The organism is Actinosynnema sp. NPDC050801, assembly GCF_040673975.1.
Taxonomy (GTDB): domain Bacteria; phylum Actinomycetota; class Actinomycetes; order Mycobacteriales; family Pseudonocardiaceae; genus Actinosynnema.
On record NZ_JBFAQZ010000011.1, the window covers coordinates 18456 to 34361 of the forward strand.

Consider the following 15906-nt stretch of genomic DNA (forward strand, 5'->3'; position numbering starts at 1 on the left):
CACTGGCCAGAGCCGGATCAACGGTTGGCGATGCCGTCGACCCGCAGGGTCGCCGAGGCGTCCCGGTGGGTCCCGGTGCTGCCGACGTGCTTGTCGCTGATCGCGGTGCCGTTCTTGAGCACGTGGTAGAGCGCCATCCCGTGACCGCGACCCAGGTCGTAGTCGTCCTTCAACCACTCCAGCACGACACCCGCCTTGGTCGTCGCGCCGTACCCCCGCTCACCGGCCTCCGCCAGCAACTCGGCGGGGGTCTTGCCGGTCTTCCGCTCGATGGTGTCGAGGTAGGCCTGGAAGGACATGACTGGCTCCTGTTCGTCGGTGTGCCGCCAGTCTAGGACAAGTTTTCCTGTCTTGACAAGATTTTTTGTCCTACGGCTGGATCCAGAGCAGTTCCGAGCCCTTGAACAGGTGCAGGCAGCTCTCGGGACCTCGGAGGCTCATGCGGAGCGAGCCGTCCTCGGAGACGACTTGGGCGCTGTCCTCGAAGGCCAGACCCCACGCGGCCACCTGCAACTCCGGGCCGCGCTCCACCACCGCGAACAAGCGCGGAGCCTCCTCCGCCACCATCTCGCGCTCTTCACTGGTCATACCGAAACGCTAAAGGTGAGCGCTCAGGTTGAATAGTCGCCTGTCTGGGTGACGAGATGGTTATGCGCGCTCCGGCAGACTGGCGGTGATCAAGCGAGGAGACCCATGACCACCAGCGGTCAGAGCCCGACCGACTACCGCGCACGACTCGCCGAACGCCTCAAGGAGCTCATGCGGCGCAGCGGCAAGGACCGCGCGGACATCATGCGGACGCTGGGCTGTTCGGTGTCGAAGGTCGGCACGATCCTGCGCGGCGACACGTCCGTCCCGCCGCTGGAACTGGCCGCTCTGCTCGACCTGTTCGGCGTCGAGGGTGAGGAGCGGGCGGACCTGTTGCACCTGGGAGAGGAGGCTCGGCGGCGACGGCCGAAGACACCGTGGGGTTCGGCGATCCCGGACCGGTTGCGGAAGTTCTTCAACACCGAGGAGACGGCACGCAAGATCGAGTCCTACCGCCCGGACCTCCTGCACGGATTGGCGCAGACCGAGGACTACGCACGGGCGGTGATCGAGACGAACAGCGCGCTGCGGCCCGACGAGATCACGCGCCTGGTGCAAGCGAGGATGGCCAGGCAGGCGCGGCTGACCGGACCCAATCCGCCCGAGTTCGCGATGGTGGTGCGGGAGGCGGTGTTGCGGGCCCCGGTCGGATCGAAGAGAACCAGGGCCGAGCAGATCGCCCACCTGAAACGGCTGTCGGAACTGCCGCACGTGACCCTGCGGATCATCCCGGACCGCGTCGGGCTGACCAGCGCCCTCTACTTCCCGTTCTCGATCCTCACACCGTCCGGCGACCGCCCCAAGACCGTGTACGTCGAGACGTTGACCGACGGGCTGTTGGTGGACGAGGAGAGCCGGATCTCCCACTACGAGACGGTTTTCGAGGAGCTGTTGGCCGTCTCGGTGGCGGATTTTGCTTGATAGCGTTGGGCCATGACTTGGCGCAAGAGCAGCTACAGCGGCAATAGTGGCGGAGAGTGCGTCGAGGTGCGGGCGGGGCTGGACGCCGTGCGGGACTCGAAGAACGTCGACGGACCGGTGCTGGAGTTCACGCCTGCTGCTCTGAGGGCGTTCCTGAAGGCACTGCGGCCCAGCTCGCCAGGAGCTTGAGACGTTCCTCGGTCGGTGAGCCCACGCGAGCGGTGTAGACGGCGAGCACCACGTCCGGGTCGCCGGTCGGTTGCAGGGTCTCGTAGTCGAGGTCCAGGTCGCCGACCACCGGGTGGTGCATGAGCTTCGTGCCGTGGGTCTTCTCCAGGACCTTGTGCTGCGCCCACAGCTTGCGGAACGTCTCGTCCTTCACCGACAGCTCCCCCACCAGCGCGGCGAGCCTGGCGTCGTCCGGGTAGCGGCCCGCGTCGAGCCTGAGGAACGCCACCATGTCGGCGGCGACGGTGGGCCAGTCGCGGTAGAAGGTGCGGGACTCGGGCCGCAGGAAGGTGTGCCTGGCGGAGTTGCGGTCCTCCGCCGGCAGGTCACCGAAGCCGTAGAGGGCGTCGGCGAGCGGGTTCCAGGCGAGGATGTCCGCGCGCCTGCCCATCACGAACGCGGGCACGTCCTCGACCATGTCCAGCAGCCGCCGCAGACCCGGTCGCACGCGTTGCGGCGCGGGGCGCTTGGACGCCACCGGTCGGACGAGGTTGCGCAGGTGGGCGCGTTCGGTCTCGTCGAGTTGCAGCACACGGGCGACGGCGTCCAGCACCGAGTCGGAGACGGCGGGCGTGCGGCCCTGTTCCAGGCGCATGTAGTAGTCGACGCTCACGCCGGCCAGCAGCGCCAGTTCCTCGCGGCGCAGGCCGGGCACGCGGCGGCGGCCACCACCGGGCAGGCCGACGTCGTCCGGGCGGACGCGAGCCCGGCGGCTGCGGAGGAATTCGCCGAGGTCGTGGTTCACCCACCCAGTATGGCCGCCGCGGCGGCGCCCAACCTGGGTACTGGCAGACCTAGGGAACCACGCGCCCCAGGCTGACCAGGGCCTCTGGTACCGGCCGTGACCGGGTCCAGTGTTCTGGGCATGACCTACGACCTGAACAACCGCACTGCCGTCGTCACCGGTGCCGCGAGTGGCATCGGCGCCGAGATCGCGCTCGTCCTCGCCCGGTCCGGGGCGAAGGTCGCGCTGCTGGCCCGTCGGGCGGACCGGCTCACCGAGCTGGCCGACAAGATCGCCGCCGAGGGTGGGCGCGCGCTCGCGGTGTCGGCCGACGTGACCGGCGACCTCACCGAGGCCGTGGCGGCCATCCACACCGCGTTCGGCCGGGTCGACCTGGTGGTGAACAACGCGGGCGTGATGCTGGCCAACCCCGTCACCGAGGGCCGTGACGACGAGTGGCACCGGATGATCGACACGAACCTCAAGGGCCTGCTGAACGTGACCAAGGCGTTCACCGCCGACCTGGTCGAGGCCGGTGCGGGCGGCACCGCGGACCTGGTGAACATCTCGTCCGTCGGCGCGCACCTGACCTTCCCCAACTACGGCGTCTACACCGCCACCAAGGCCGCCGTCACGCACCTGTCGGCGAACCTGCGCACCGAGCTCGGCCCACTGGGCGTGCGGGTGACCAACGTCGAGCCCGGCCTGGTCAGCAGCGAGTTGGCCGACCACATGGACAACCCGGACGTGGACGCGCACCTGTCGGCGTGGCGGGAGCTGGTGCCGCCGCTGAACCCGGCCGACATCGGTGACGTGGTCGGGTTCGCCACCAGCCGGCCCAAGCAGGTGAACCTGCGGCAGCTCGTGGTGCTGCCGACCGTCCAGGTCTGAGCCCGGCCGAGCCGCCCACCGCCCGGTGGGCGGCTCACGTCGACCGGCGGTCGCGGTAGGCGCGTTGCTGGCACGCCCGCGAGCAGTACGCGCGGGGTCGTCCGGACGCGGGTTGCGCCACCGGCTGGCCGCAGACCCGACAGGTTTCATCACGCTTTTCATCACGCCGCTGGATCAGCAGCTCGATGCCGTCGAGGACCCGGGCCAAGCCGAACCCGAACGGGTCCGGCTGGTCGAAGCCACCGGTCTCCCACAGCCGGGTCAGGGTCGGGTAGCGGTCGAAGCGGGCGAACAACGAATCCCGCGCGCCCCACCACTCCTCATCGCTCACCCCGGTGCCGCGCTCCGCCCGCGCGGCCTCGACCAGGGCGGACGCCTCGGCGTCCACGAAACGGCCGACCAAGCCGACCGCCGCGACCACCTCGGCCGGGGTGAGGCCGGTATCCGCGAGGATGCTCAACGCGTGCTCGTAGTGGGCCAGCGCGTTGGGCCCCGGCACGTACCGACCGGGGACCTCGGCCAGCCAGGGGTGCAGTTCGCGCAGCTCCCAGCTCCGACGCGCGAACGCCTCCAGCTTCGACCGCCAGCCGCTCCCCTCCGCCGGGGGCGGGTCGCCGTGCACGGCGTCGCGCATCAGGTCGACCAGGTGGTCGCGACCGGGCACGTGGCGGTACAGCGACATGGTGGTGAAGCCGAGCCGATCGGCGACCTTGCGCATGGACAGCCCGGCCAGGCCCTCCGCGTCGGCCACCTCGACCGCCGCGCCCACGATCGCGTCGAGGCTCAGCCCTCCTCGCCCGTCCCACAGCAGCTCGACCGAGCGGTCCGGATCGCCCGCATTCCCCATCACGCCTCCATGGTATACCTGTTGAAGTTTATGCCATAAACAGCTTGGGGGCTCTCCATGACCGATTTCCACGTCTCCCCCGCCGGGGACGACTCCGCGGCGGGCACGGCCGATGACCCGTTCCGCACGTTGGCGCGCGCTCGACGGGCCGCCCGCGAGGCGGGAGGTGGCGCCACTGTGCACCTCCGAGCGGGCACGCACGTGCTGACCGAGCCGTTCGAGCTGACCGAGGAGGACTCCCACGTCGTCTACCAGGCGTTCGGCTTCGGCACCGACGCGCCGGAGGACGTCGTGATCAGCGGCGGGCGGGAGGTCGTCGGGCAACAGGGGCCGGACGGCGTGTGGGTGGCCGAGGTCGGCGACCTGGTCACCCGACACCTCGCGGTGAACGGCCGGCGGGCCGAGCGGGCGGGTCTCGACGGGCTGCCCGGGACCGTGCGCCGCACGCCGACCGGTTACGTCACCGACCACCCGCTGGACTGGCGCAACCCGGCGGGCGTCGAGTTCGTGCACCGGGGCGTCTACCCGTGGACGGAGGCACGCCTGGCCGTCGCGTCGGTCACCCGCGACGGCGACGAGACCGTGATCACCATGGCGCGGCCCGGGTTCGACCTGGCCCTGGAGCTGTACAACGCCGAGTGGTACGGCCAGGTGACGGCCGGTCCGCCGGCGCCGACCCGGATCGAGAACGACCCGGCGTTCCTCACCGAACCCGGCACGTTCGCCCTGGACCGGTCGCGGCCCGGCCGGCACGTCCTGCACTACCTCCCGCGAGCCGACGAGGACCCGCAGGTGGTCGCGCCCGCGCTGGAAGTGCTGGTGCACGCCACCGGCACGCGGGACGTGACGTTCCGGGGCCTCACGTTCGCCGACACCACCTGGCTGCGGCCCGGCGGCGACCACGGTTTCCCGCACTACCACGGCAACGGCCACTACGACGGCGGCCCGATCGTGAAGATCGACATGGGCGAGGGGGCGTGGCTGACCGCCCCGGAGGGCCAGGAGCAGGTCCCGGCTTCCGTGCGGCTCGACGGGACCACCGGGGTGCGGTTCGAGGGCTGTCGCTTCACCCGCCTGGGCGCCACCGGCCTCGGCGTGACCGGCGGCGCGGACCTGGTGGTGCGCGGCTGCGACTTCGACACCCTCGCCGCTTCCGCCGTCTCGGTCACCGGCGGCCGGGACGTGCTGGTCGAGGACAACCTCGTCCGGCACGTCGGCCTCGACCACTCCGGCTCGCCCGGCATCACCGTCCAGGGCACCGAGGACGGCACGATCACGCACAACCACGTCCAAGACGTACCGCACAACGGCATCGTCGTCGGTCCCGGCCGGGGCTCCCGCGTCACGCACAACCTGGTGACCGGCGCCATGACCGTGCTGGCCGACGGCGGCGGGATCTACCTGTCCGGCCCGCAGGGCGACGCCGAGCGCGGCGCGGTGATCAGCGGGAACGTCATCGAGGACGTCCGCACCCCGTACAACTTCGGCCTGTACACCGACTACGGGGCGAGCTGGGTGACGGTGTCGGAGAACGTGGTGGCCCGGGCGGACAACACGGCCGTGCTGGACGTCCAACCGCCGTTGGAGCACGTCGTCTACCGGGGCAACTTCTGGGACGCCGACCCGGTCGGCGGCGACGCCGTGCCGGACGGCGTCACCTACGAGGACAACACGACGATCACCGACCGGGCCGGGTTCGACGCCGCCACCGCCGACATCCGGGCCCGCGCGGGCCTGCGCACGCCCCGCGCCTGATCAAGGGGGAGGCCTGATCACGGGGCGGGCCGGACGAGCGGGAACAGCACGGTCTGCCGGATCGACGTGCCGGTGAGCATCATCAGCACCCGGTCCACGCCCATCCCGAGCCCGCCGGTGGGCGGCATCCCGTGCTCCAGGGCGGTGAGGAAGTCCTCGTCCAGCTCCATCGCCTCGACGTCACCGCTGGCGGCCCGCAACGACTGCGCCTCCAGCCTGCGGCGCTGCTCCAACGGGTCGGTCAGCTCCGAGTAGGCCGTGCCGATCTCCGCCCCGAACGCCACCAGGTCCCAGCGCTCGGCCAGGCGGGGGTCGGCGCGGTGCGGCCGGGTCAGGGGTGACACCGAGGTCGGGAAGTCGGTGTAGAAGGTGGGTCCGGCGGTGTTGGGCTCCACCAGCTCGTCGTACGCCTCCTGCACCAGCGCGCCGTGGTCGGCGTCGTCGCCCGGCTCGATGCCGTGACCGGCCAGCAGTGAGCGCAGCTCGGGCAACGGGGTGTCGGGCGTGACGGTCGCACCGAGCGCCCGGGAGACCGCCTCGTGCACGGGGACGATCGGCCACTCCCCCGAGATGTCCACCTCCACGCCGTCGCGCACGGCGACCGGGCGGCCGTGCGCGGCGACGGCGGCGTGCTGCACGAGTTCCCGCATGAGGTGCAGCATCGTGGTGTAGTCGGCGTAGGACTGGTAGGCCTCCAGCATGGTGAACTCGGGGTTGTGCGAGGCGTCCGCGCCCTCGTTGCGGAAGTTCCGGTTCAGCTCGAACACCCGGTCCACGCCCGCCACGCACAGCCGCTTCAGGTACAGCTCGGGCGCGATGCGCAGGTACATGCGCATGTCGTAGGCGTTGATGTGGGTGACGAACGGCCGGGCGTTGGCGCCGCCGTGCACGGCCTGGAGCATCGGCGTCTCGACTTCGAGGTAGTCGCGGTCGTGCAGGAAGTCGCGGATGCCGCGCACGACGTCGCCGCGCAGCCGCAGCATCCGCGCCGAGTCGGGGTTCACCACCAGGTCCAGGTACCGCCTGCGGACGCGGGCCTCCGGATCGGACAGGCCCTTGCGCCGGTCCGGCAGCGGGTGCAGGCACTTCGCGGTCACGGTCCACTCGTCGGCCAGCACGGACAGCTCGCCCCGCCGTGAGTAGACCACCTCGCCGCGCACGCCGACGTGGTCGCCGAGGTCCACCCCCGCCTTCCACGGGTCGAGGTTCACCCGTCCGGCGTCGAGCATGAGCTGGATCTCACCGGTCGAGTCGCGGATGCGGGCGAAGCACAGGCCGCCGAGCTCGCGCAGCACCACCACCCGGCCGGTCACCGACACGACGTCGCCGAACAGCTCCCGCGCCCGGGCCACCGACTGCTCACGCGGGTAGTTCACCGGGTACGGGTCGATGCCGCGGTCGCGCAGGCGGTCGAGCTTGGCGATGCGGACGCGCACCTGCTCCGGCCGGCGGACCTGCCGGGTCTCGACCTTGATCGCGTCGATCTCCGCCACCGCCGACGCGAAGCCCGCGTCGGAGTTCTCGTAGCGCAGCGCGCGGGACGAACCGCGTCGGAACAACGCCCTCAGGTTCGGCACGAACCCCTCGGCCACGCCCGCCGCGATGCTCACCCTGGGCAGGTGGCGGGTGCGGGTGAAGCACAGGTAGCGGGGCAGCCAGTCCGGGCCGTACTTGGCGTTGGACCGGTACAGCGATTCGAGCTGGAAGAACCGGGACCCGAGGCTCAGCACCCGCCGCCACGCCCGCAGCACCGGCCCCGCGCCGATCTTCTCGCCCTCCTCGAACACCGCGCGGAACATGGCGAAGTTCAACGAGACCCGCTGCACGCCCAGCCGGGCGCCGGCCGCGACCAGCTCGGCCACCATGTACTCGTTGAGGCCGTTCTCCGCGGCGCGGTCGCGGCGCATCAGGTCGAGCGACAGCCCGCGCCTGCCCCACGGCACGAACGACAGCAGTCCGCGCAGCTCACCGGCCGCGTCGTAGGCCTCGACCATCACGCACCGGCCGTCGGTCGGGTCGCCCAGCCTGCCCAGCGCCATGGAGAAACCGCGTTCGGTCTCCGCGCCGCGCCAGCGCTGGGCCAGGTCGAGGATCGACGCCAGCTCGTCGGCCGGTATCTCGGCGTGCCGGCGGACGCGGGAGGTGTAACCGGCGCGTTCGACCCGGTTCACGGCCTGCCGCACGGCCCGGCGCTCCGGACCGGTCAGGGTGAACTCGCGCACGTCCAGCACGGCCTCGTCACCGATCTCCAACGCCTTGAGCCCCGCCGCCGCGTAGACCCGGGCACCCCGTTCGCTCGCGCCCAGCACGCCGGGCAGCCAGCCGTACCGCCCGGCCTCGGTCAGCCACGCCCGCACGGCCAGCGGCCAGGCCTCCTCGTCACCGACCGGGTCGCCGCTGGCCAGCGTGGTGCCGGCGAGCACCCGGTAGGTGAGCGCGGCCCGGCCGTTCGGGGCGAACACCACGCTCTTGTCGCGGCGGGTGGCGAAGTAGCCCAGCGAGTCGGGTTCGCCGTGCGCCGCCAGCAGCCGCCGCACGTCCAGCTCCTCGGTGTCGGCGAGCGACCGGCTGGTCCGCACGCCGCGGAAGAACACGTACAGCGCGGCGATCGCGACGAGCATCCCGCCGAAGCCGAGCAGCACGCTCAGCCAGGGCGGGCCCTCGCCACCCCGGCGTTGCGGCAGCACCTCGCCGGTGATCTGGTTGGCCGCCCACCCCAGCTTGTGCCAGGTGCCGTGCAGGTGGCCCGGGAACAGCTCGGTCAGGCCCCAGCCGACCAGGCACAGCGCCACGACCCCGCCGAGGAACACGACCAGCGCCTGCCGCCACGCGCCGGGCGACAGCTTGGCCGGGAACGCGTCCTTGATCGCCAGCAGCAGCACGATCACCGCGACGGTGAAGACGACGAAACTGCCGAGGTCGAGGGTGACCTGTAGCCGATCGGGTGACTCGTCGTCGCCGAGGAACTGCGTCGGGTCGATCCAGTAGCGGACGATGAGGAGCAGCACCGAGACCCCGTTGAGCACCTCGAACAGCAGCAACGTCCACAGGGCCGCCTTCTTGCGCCGGCGCAGGGCCGCGCCGAGCACGACCAGCACCAGGACGATGAAGAGGTTCGCCTCCACGGGTAGGCCGATCAGGTACGACACCCGCAGAATGCTCTGGGCGAGGTCGGCCTCCTCGTCGACCAGGAACAGCACGATCGATGCCACGGCCGCCAACTGCACGACCGTGGCGACAACACCCGCCGTCCGCGTCTTCCACCTGGCCACCGCCACGACACGCTCCAAGGAACTCGGTTGTCCACCATGGTCGCCTCACTCGCCGGTCGGGTGCACGTTCGCGCGTCCGGGCGTGTTGGCGGGCCGGTGGTGGTGCTGGGCTCGGCGCTGGGCGGCGCGTGGTTCGACTGGGACGCGGTGGTGGCGCTGCTGCCGGACGCGCACGTGCTGGCGTTCGACCGGCCGGGCACGGGGTGGTCGGAGCCCGCGTTGGCGCCCGCGACGCTGGCCCGTGAGGTGGCCGTGCTGGACGCGGTGCTGGTGGGGGTGCCGTCGGCGGTGCTGGTGGGGCACTCGATGGCGGCGCTGCACGTGGAGGCGTGGGCGCGGCTGCGGCCGGGGCGGGTGCGGGGGCTGGTGCTGGTGGACCCCGATCCGGAGACGCCGGGCGCGGGGCGGCCGTTCGACCTGTCGGCGGCGGTGGCGCGGTGGGTGCTGCAGGTGGGGCTGGACCCGGTCGTGGCCGCTCAGGGGTTGCGGTTGCGGCGGTGGGCCATGCGCGGGGCGACGCTCGGGCGGCGTGATCCGGCGTCGGCTGCGGTGCTGCGCTCGGTGTACGGGCGGCCGTCGGTGGCACGTGCGGTGCTGGACGAGCTGGCGTCCTACCCCGGCCAGGTGGCCGCCGTGGAGCGGTTGCGGGCGTTCCGGCCGTTGCCACCGGTGCCGTTCACCGTGCTCACGGCGGGTCGGCGGGAGTTACCCGCGCACGTGGCGCTGGCCGCGTTGAGCCCGGTCGGGCGGACCGTGCCGGTGCCGGGCAGCCGCCACATGGTGCCCGTCGACCGGCCGGACGCGGTGGCGTTGGCCGTGCTCAGGGCCCTGCGCGGCGTTTGAGCAGGCGGTGCGCTTCCGGATCGGTGCAGTTCGCGACCGGCTCCGTGGCCGGGCCGTGTGAAGCTACTCGCACTCCGCGCCAATCCCCCCGCGTCGGTGTCACGCTGGGCGGGTAACCGTGCAACAAGCGCCCGGGGACCCGCGATGACGCGGGCTTCGAGGGAGGACGGTCGACGATGACCTCGACAGAGGTAACCGCGCCTTACGGCAACGGTGCGGGCAACGCACCCACCGGCAAGAAGGTGCGCATCCACCACCTGCGGGAGATGAAGGAACGCGGCGAGCCGTGGCCCATGCTCACCGCCTACGACATGTACACCGCGGAGCTCTTCGACGAGGCGGGCATCCCGGTGCTGCTGGTCGGCGACTCCGCGTCCAACAACGTCTACGGCTACGACACGTCGCTGCCGGTGACCGTGGACGAGCTGATCCCGCTGGTCCGGGGCGTGACCCGGTCGGTGAAGCGGGCGCTGGTCGTGGCCGACCTGCCGTTCGGGTCCTACCAGGTCTCCGTCGAGCAGGCCGTGGCGACCGCCGTGCGGTTCATGAAGGAAGGCCGCGCGCACGCGGTGAAGCTCGAAGGCGGGAAGCACTTCGCACCGCACATCGAGGCCATCGTGCGGGCGGGCATCCCGGTCATGGCGCACATCGGGTTCACCCCGCAGAGTGAGCACCAACTCGGTGGCTACCGGGTGCAGGGCCGCAGCGACGCGTTCGACTCCGTGGTGGACGACGCGCACGCCGTCGAGGCCGCGGGCGCGTTCGCCGTGGTGCTGGAGATGGTGACGGCCGAGGTCGCCAAGCAGATCACGCACGACCTGCGCATCCCGACCGTCGGCATCGGCGCGGGACCGGACACCGACGCGCAGGTGCTCGTGTGGCAGGACATGATGGGCCTGCGGCGCGGCAAGGCGCCCCGTTTCGTGAAGCGGTACGCCGACGTGGCGGGCGTGATGAAGTCGGCCGCGGAGCAGTTCGCCGCCGAGGTGAAGGGCCACCAGTTCCCCGGCCCGGAGCACACCTTCCACTGACCCCGTGCACGTGGTCGTCGCGCGGGCTCCGGCCGGCGCGGCGGCCACCGGGGGCTCCCGACCGCCGATGTGCGGACGGGCACCCAGAAGGCAGGGCGTGTTGCTGACCCAGCCGCCTCCGAGCTGAACGGCTCCCGGCTGGACGCCTCCCGGGTCTCCGGCAGAGTGGTGCTCATGTACCCCGAGATCGAGCCTCACGACCAAGGCCTGCTCGACGTCGGCGACGGCAACCGCGTCTACTGGGAGGTGTGCGGCAACCCCTACGGCAAGCCCGTGGTGTTCCTGCACGGCGGGCCCGGCGGCGGGTGCGCGCCCGTGCACCGCAGGTTGTTCGACCCGGCGGCGTACCGGATCGTGCTGCTGGACCAGCGCGGGTGCGGTCGGTCGACGCCGCACGCGGCCGAGGACGGTGCGGACCTGTCGACCAACACCACGTGGCACCTCGTGTCCGATCTGGAGAAGGTCCGGGAGCACCTGGGCGTGGACCGGTGGCAGGTGTTCGGCGGGTCGTGGGGTTCGACGTTGGCGCTGGCGTACGCCCAGACCCACCCCGACCGGGTCACCGAGCTGGTGCTGCGCGGCATCTTCACGTTGCGGCGCAAGGAACTCGACTGGTACTACGGCGGTGGCGCCGGTTTCCTGTTCCCCGAGGTGTGGGAACGGGTGGTGGCGCACGTGCCGGAGGGCGCCGACGTGATCGAGACCTACGCGCGGCTGCTGAACGACCCCGACCCCGCCGTGCGCGAACCGGCCGCGGTGGCGTGGAGCGTGTGGGAGGGGTCGACGGTCACGTTGCTCCCGCGGCCCGAGCTGGTGGAGGCGTTCGCGGAACCGCGGTTCGCGCTGGCGTTCGCGCGGATCGAGAACCACTACTTCCGCCACGCCGGGTGGCTGGAGGAGGGGCAGCTGCTGCGTGACGCGGGCAAGCTCGCGGGCATCCCCGGCGTGATCGTGCAGGGCCGCTACGACCTGGCCACACCGGCCACCACGGCCTGGGACCTGCACCGCGCGTGGCCGGGGTCGGAGCTGGTGGTGGTGCCCGACGGCGGGCACGCGTTCGACGAGCCGGGCATCCTGCGGGCGTTGCTGGAGGCCACCGACCGGTTCAAGGGCGACTGATCGGGCTCACGCCGTCCCGAGCGCGGTCTCCAGCGCTCGCCGTGCCGCGACCAGCGACGGGCCGTACCAGGTCAGGTGCCTGCCCGAGACGTGCACCGGGCGCAGGCCGGGGAAGAACTGGGGGCCGTCGTCCGGGGTGAACAGGTACGGCTCGTCCGGCAGCACGACGAGTTCGGCGTCCTGCAGCTCGGGCAGCCCGGGGCGCGGGTAGCGCTCGGGGTGGTCGGCGAAGGCGTTGACCACCCCCAGGCGCAGCAGCACGTCGCCGGCGAACGTGTCGCGGCCCAGGACCACCCACGGCTTGCGCCACACCGGGATCACGGCCCGCGTCCACGGCGGCGTCACCTCGCGCCACAGCTGCTCGGCCTCCACCAGCCAGTCCGGCTCCACGTCCCACGCCGTGCCCAGCAGGCGGCGCAGCGAGCCCAGGGCGGCGGGCACGGTGGCGGGCGCGGCCGTGACCCACACCGGGATGCCGTCGGCCCGCAGCCGTTCGACGTCCTGCGGGCGGTTCTCCTCGGCGTTGGCCAGCACCAGGTCCGGCCGCAGCGCCAGCACCCGGTCCACGGCCGGGTACTTCGAGCCGCCGACCCTGGTCACGTCCAGGTCCGGCGGGTGCGTGCAGTAGTCCGTGGCGCCGATCAGCACCGCCGGGTCGACGCCCCCGGTGACCACGGCCTCGGTGAGCGACGGCACCAGGCTCACCACGCGGGTCGGCGGGCCGGGCAGCGCCACCGGCTCACCGAGGTCGTCGACGGGAAGCATCAGATGTCGGTGATCTTCAGGCCGGCGTGCGCCTTGTAACGGCGGTTGATCGCGATGAGGTTCGCGGTGAACGCCTCCACCTGGTGGGCGTTGCGCAACCGGCCGCCGAAGACGCCGCGGAAGCCGGGGATCGTCTCGGCCAGGGCCCGGACCAGGTCGGTGGCCTCGCGGTCGTCGCCGAGGACGAGCACGTCGTTGTCGACCCGCTCGATGGTCAGGTCGGCCAGGTTCACCGCGGAGACGTGGTGGAACGCGGCCGTGACGCGGGAGTCCGGCAGGAGCACGGCGGCCTGCTGCGCGGCGCTGCCCTCGGGCACGGGCAGCGCGAACGGCCCCTGCTTGTCGAAGCCGAGCGGGTTCACGCAGTCGATCACGACCTTGCCCTGCAGCGGCTCGCGCAACGACGCCACGGTGTCGGCGTGCCCGTCCCACGGCACCGCGATCAGCACCACGTCCGCCTGCCGGGCGCAGCCCTCGTTGTCCGCGCCGCTGACGTGCCCGACGCCGGTCTGGGCGCGCACCTCCTCGGCGGCGGCCTCGGCGCGCTCGGCGTTGCGCGACCCGATCACGACCTTCAGGCCCGCCTTGGCCCACCGCAACGCCAGACCCTTGCCCTGCGCACCGGTACCACCCAGCACCCCGACGGTGAGCTCACGGATATCAGTCACCCGGCCATCACATCACACCTGGTCGGGGCCGGCCGTGCGATGGCGAGCGTGATCACGTCACCGGTCCAGCCGCAGCGCCAGGCCGTCCAGCAGCGAGCGCAGCCCCAGTTCGAACAGGTCGTCCAGGTCGAGGTCGTAGCCCTCCTCGGACAGGGTGGTGAGCATCCACGCGAACGTCGGGTAGCGGCCGGAATCGATGATCGACCCCATCGCCGGCGCCTGGGTGTCCATCCACTCGTCCTCGGACATGCCGGACGCGCCTTGCGCCTGCCGCTCGCGTTCCAGGTGGACGGCGACGCCGTGGACGTAGCTGAAGAGCATGACGTGCAGGTCGCACAGAGCGGCGGCGCCCAGGCCGTGGTCGGTCAGCGCGGCGAGCGCCCACTCGGCGTGCACGGCCAGGTTCGGCAGCGGCAGCGGGCGGGTGATCGGGCTGAGCTGGGCCAGCCACGGGTGTCGCCGGTACAGCGACCACAGGGTGCGGGCGCCGAGTTCCCACCGGGCGCGCCAGCCGTCCGGGGCCTGTGCGGGGTAGCCGCGCTCGCCGAACGCGGCGTCCGCCATCAGCACGACCAGTTCGTCCTTGCCCGCCACGTGCCGGTACGGCGACATCGGCGCCACCCCGAGCCGGGCCGCGACGCCGCGCATGGACAGCGCGCCGAGCCCTTCGGCGTCGGCGATCGCGATCGCCGCACGCACCACCCGTTCGCGGGTCAGCTCCGGCGGTCTGGCGCCGTGGGCCGGACCGGGTCTTTCCTGGGTGGGTTTCGCCGGGGTGGGTTTCGCCGGGGTGGCCCGGGTCGGTCCGGCGACCACCGTGCCGGAGCGCGGTTCGGCGCGGACGAGGCCTTCCCGGGCCAGGGTGGCGAGCGCCTTGGCCGCGGTGGCCATCGCGACGCCCCACTCGGCGGCGACCCTGCGGGTGGAGGGCACCTTGGCGCCCGGCGCCCACTCGCCATGCTCGATGCGGCGCCGGAGGTCGGCGGCGATGCCCAGGTACCGCGGTTCAGCCGGCACACCCGCTCCCGTCTGTGCTGGTACAGATCCGAACTGTACTAGGTCAGTCTTGGCTGTCAGTCCTACTAGAAGGCACTGTGTTCAGCGTAAACGTACAGCGTCTTCCAGGAGGAACACCATGCGGAACGCACTGATCTCGGGGGCGGGCATCGCCGGGTCGGCCATGGCCTACTGGCTGTGGCGGAACGGCTTCTCGGTGACCGTGGTGGAACGCGCACCCGGTCGGCGCAAGGGCGGCCAGGCGGTCGACATCCGCGGCGTCGCGCTCGACGTGGTCGACCGAATGGGCCTCGGCGAGCAGGTGCGGGCCGCGCGCACGCGGATGCGCGGCATGTCCATGTTGGACGGTGACGGCAACGAGCTGTTCCGGTCCGAGGAGCACACGCTCAGCAGCGGGCGGCTGGACAACGGGGACGTCGAACTGCTGCGCGAGGACCTGGTCGCGATGCTGCACGGGGCCACCGGCGACCGGGTCGAGCACGTCTTCGACGACTCGGTCACCGCGCTGCGGCAGGAGGAGCACGGCGTGGTGGTGGAGCTGGAGCGCGGCGGCTCCCGCACCGTCGACTTCGTGATCGGCGCGGACGGCGCCCACTCGACCGTGCGGCGGCTCGCGTTCGGGCCGGAGGAGCGGTTCGGCCGGCACCTCGGGCAGTACCTGTCGATCTTCCCGATGGCCAACTACCTGGGCCTGGACCGCTGGCAGCTGTGGTTCCAGGACGCCGACACCGGCACGGGCGGCGCGGTCTACCCGGTGCGCGACAACACCGAGCTGCGGGTCACGCTGGGCTTCCGGTCCGAGCCGGTGGCCTACGACCACCGCGACGTCGCGCGGCAGAAGCGGATCGTGGCCGAGAGGTTGGCGGGTCTGCGCTGGGAGACCCCGACCCTGCTGGCCGCCATGGCGGACGCCGACGACTTCTACTTCGACTCGATGACGCAGATCCACATGGACCGCTGGACGACCGGGCGCGTGGCGCTGGTCGGTGACGCGGGCTACTGCGCCTCGGCCCTGTCCGGGCAGGGCACCAGCCTCGCGCTGGTCGGCGCCTACGTGCTGGCGGAGGAGCTGGGCCGCGCCGACGTCGACCACGCCACCGCGTTCGCGGCCTACGAGCGGCGGATGCGCCCGTTCGTCACGCTCAACCAGGCCCTGGCCACCGAGAACCCGACCGGCCCGCCCGACGGGGAGTCGGTGGAGCGCGCCAAGCACGCCATCACGCTCGACGGGTAGGGC

The 15906-nt window shown here is 72.0% G+C and carries 16 protein-coding genes; 8 read left to right on the forward strand and 8 right to left on the reverse strand.

Features of this window, described 5'->3' with window-relative positions:
- Positions 1 to 17: 17 nt before the first annotated feature.
- Positions 18 to 299: a DUF4287 domain-containing protein gene (locus AB0K14_RS23810; RefSeq protein ID WP_360462455.1), complete on the reverse strand. Its 282-nt coding sequence runs from the start codon at positions 297 to 299 to the stop codon at positions 18 to 20.
- Between the two features lie 70 nt (positions 300 to 369).
- Positions 370 to 588, reverse strand: coding sequence for a hypothetical protein (locus AB0K14_RS23815; protein WP_360462458.1), 219 nt, complete (start codon positions 586 to 588; stop codon positions 370 to 372).
- A 105-nt stretch (positions 589 to 693) separates the two neighbouring features.
- Between AB0K14_RS23815 and AB0K14_RS23820 the strand changes: the two genes are divergently transcribed.
- Together AB0K14_RS23820 and AB0K14_RS23825 are read left to right on the forward strand one after the other, a co-directional pair.
- Entirely contained in the window at positions 694 to 1509 is an 816-nt protein-coding gene (locus AB0K14_RS23820; RefSeq protein WP_360462460.1) for a helix-turn-helix transcriptional regulator, read from the forward strand.
- A gap of 12 nt (positions 1510 to 1521) precedes the next feature.
- Positions 1522 to 1698, forward strand: coding sequence for a DUF397 domain-containing protein (locus AB0K14_RS23825; RefSeq protein ID WP_360462463.1), 177 nt, complete (start codon positions 1522 to 1524; stop codon positions 1696 to 1698).
- Here AB0K14_RS23825 and AB0K14_RS23830 read toward each other — a convergent pair.
- Positions 1637 to 2482, reverse strand: a complete 846-nt coding sequence (locus AB0K14_RS23830) for a helix-turn-helix transcriptional regulator (protein WP_360462466.1) — start codon at positions 2480 to 2482, stop codon at positions 1637 to 1639. The two genes, AB0K14_RS23825 and AB0K14_RS23830, sit on opposite strands and share 62 nt — an antisense overlap.
- Before the next feature lie 120 nt (positions 2483 to 2602).
- On the opposite strand from AB0K14_RS23830, the gene AB0K14_RS23835 reads away from it, so the two are divergent.
- Complete coding sequence (locus AB0K14_RS23835; protein ID WP_360462469.1) at positions 2603 to 3352, forward strand: SDR family oxidoreductase; 750 nt, start codon at positions 2603 to 2605, stop codon at positions 3350 to 3352.
- Between the two features lie 34 nt (positions 3353 to 3386).
- On the opposite strand, the gene AB0K14_RS23840 is transcribed toward AB0K14_RS23835, so the two are convergent.
- Positions 3387 to 4199 (reverse strand): TetR/AcrR family transcriptional regulator, encoded by an 813-nt coding sequence (locus tag AB0K14_RS23840; RefSeq protein ID WP_360462529.1) that lies wholly within the window; start codon positions 4197 to 4199, stop codon positions 3387 to 3389.
- 57 nt (positions 4200 to 4256) lie between these two features.
- Here AB0K14_RS23840 and AB0K14_RS23845 point away from each other — a divergent pair, with 57 nt between their 5' ends.
- Entirely contained in the window at positions 4257 to 5954 is a 1698-nt protein-coding gene (locus AB0K14_RS23845) for a right-handed parallel beta-helix repeat-containing protein (protein ID WP_360462471.1), read from the forward strand.
- Positions 5955 to 5971: 17 nt separating this feature from the next.
- On the opposite strand, the gene lysX is transcribed toward AB0K14_RS23845, so the two are convergent.
- Positions 5972 to 9232, reverse strand: coding sequence for a bifunctional lysylphosphatidylglycerol synthetase/lysine--tRNA ligase LysX (gene lysX / locus AB0K14_RS23850; RefSeq protein ID WP_360462474.1), 3261 nt, complete (start codon positions 9230 to 9232; stop codon positions 5972 to 5974).
- Between the two features lie 30 nt (positions 9233 to 9262).
- Between lysX and AB0K14_RS23855 the strand changes: the two genes are divergently transcribed.
- The 3 genes from AB0K14_RS23855 (at position 9263) to pip (ending at position 12219) form a co-directional block, all read left to right on the forward strand.
- Positions 9263 to 10069 (forward strand): alpha/beta hydrolase, encoded by an 807-nt coding sequence (locus AB0K14_RS23855; protein ID WP_360462532.1) that lies wholly within the window; start codon positions 9263 to 9265, stop codon positions 10067 to 10069.
- Positions 10070 to 10245: 176 nt separating this feature from the next.
- Complete coding sequence (gene panB, locus AB0K14_RS23860; protein WP_360462477.1) at positions 10246 to 11100, forward strand: 3-methyl-2-oxobutanoate hydroxymethyltransferase; 855 nt, start codon at positions 10246 to 10248, stop codon at positions 11098 to 11100.
- 174 nt (positions 11101 to 11274) lie between these two features.
- Positions 11275 to 12219 (forward strand): prolyl aminopeptidase, encoded by a 945-nt coding sequence (gene pip / locus AB0K14_RS23865; protein ID WP_360462479.1) that lies wholly within the window; start codon positions 11275 to 11277, stop codon positions 12217 to 12219.
- 6 nt (positions 12220 to 12225) lie between these two features.
- Here pip and AB0K14_RS23870 read toward each other — a convergent pair whose 3' ends face one another.
- From AB0K14_RS23870 to AB0K14_RS23880, 3 genes are read right to left on the reverse strand one after another with little or no spacing between them, the layout of a single operon-like run.
- Positions 12226 to 12984 (reverse strand): helical backbone metal receptor, encoded by a 759-nt coding sequence (locus AB0K14_RS23870; RefSeq protein ID WP_360462482.1) that lies wholly within the window; start codon positions 12982 to 12984, stop codon positions 12226 to 12228.
- The gene (gene npdG / locus AB0K14_RS23875) at positions 12984 to 13652 is read right to left on the reverse strand and encodes an NADPH-dependent F420 reductase (RefSeq protein ID WP_360462484.1); all 669 of its coding nucleotides are present in this window, start codon (positions 13650 to 13652) and stop codon (positions 12984 to 12986) included. The genes AB0K14_RS23870 and npdG overlap by 1 nt, the downstream gene beginning before the upstream one ends.
- A gap of 57 nt (positions 13653 to 13709) precedes the next feature.
- Entirely contained in the window at positions 13710 to 14669 is a 960-nt protein-coding gene (locus tag AB0K14_RS23880; RefSeq protein WP_360462487.1) for a TetR/AcrR family transcriptional regulator C-terminal domain-containing protein, read from the reverse strand.
- 118 nt (positions 14670 to 14787) lie between these two features.
- Between AB0K14_RS23880 and AB0K14_RS23885 the strand changes: the two genes are divergently transcribed.
- Positions 14788 to 15903 carry an FAD-dependent monooxygenase gene (locus AB0K14_RS23885; protein WP_360462490.1) on the forward strand — a complete coding sequence of 372 codons (1116 nt, stop codon included), beginning with the start codon at positions 14788 to 14790 and terminating at the stop codon, positions 15901 to 15903.
- The last annotated feature ends 3 nt before the right edge of the window (positions 15904 to 15906 follow it).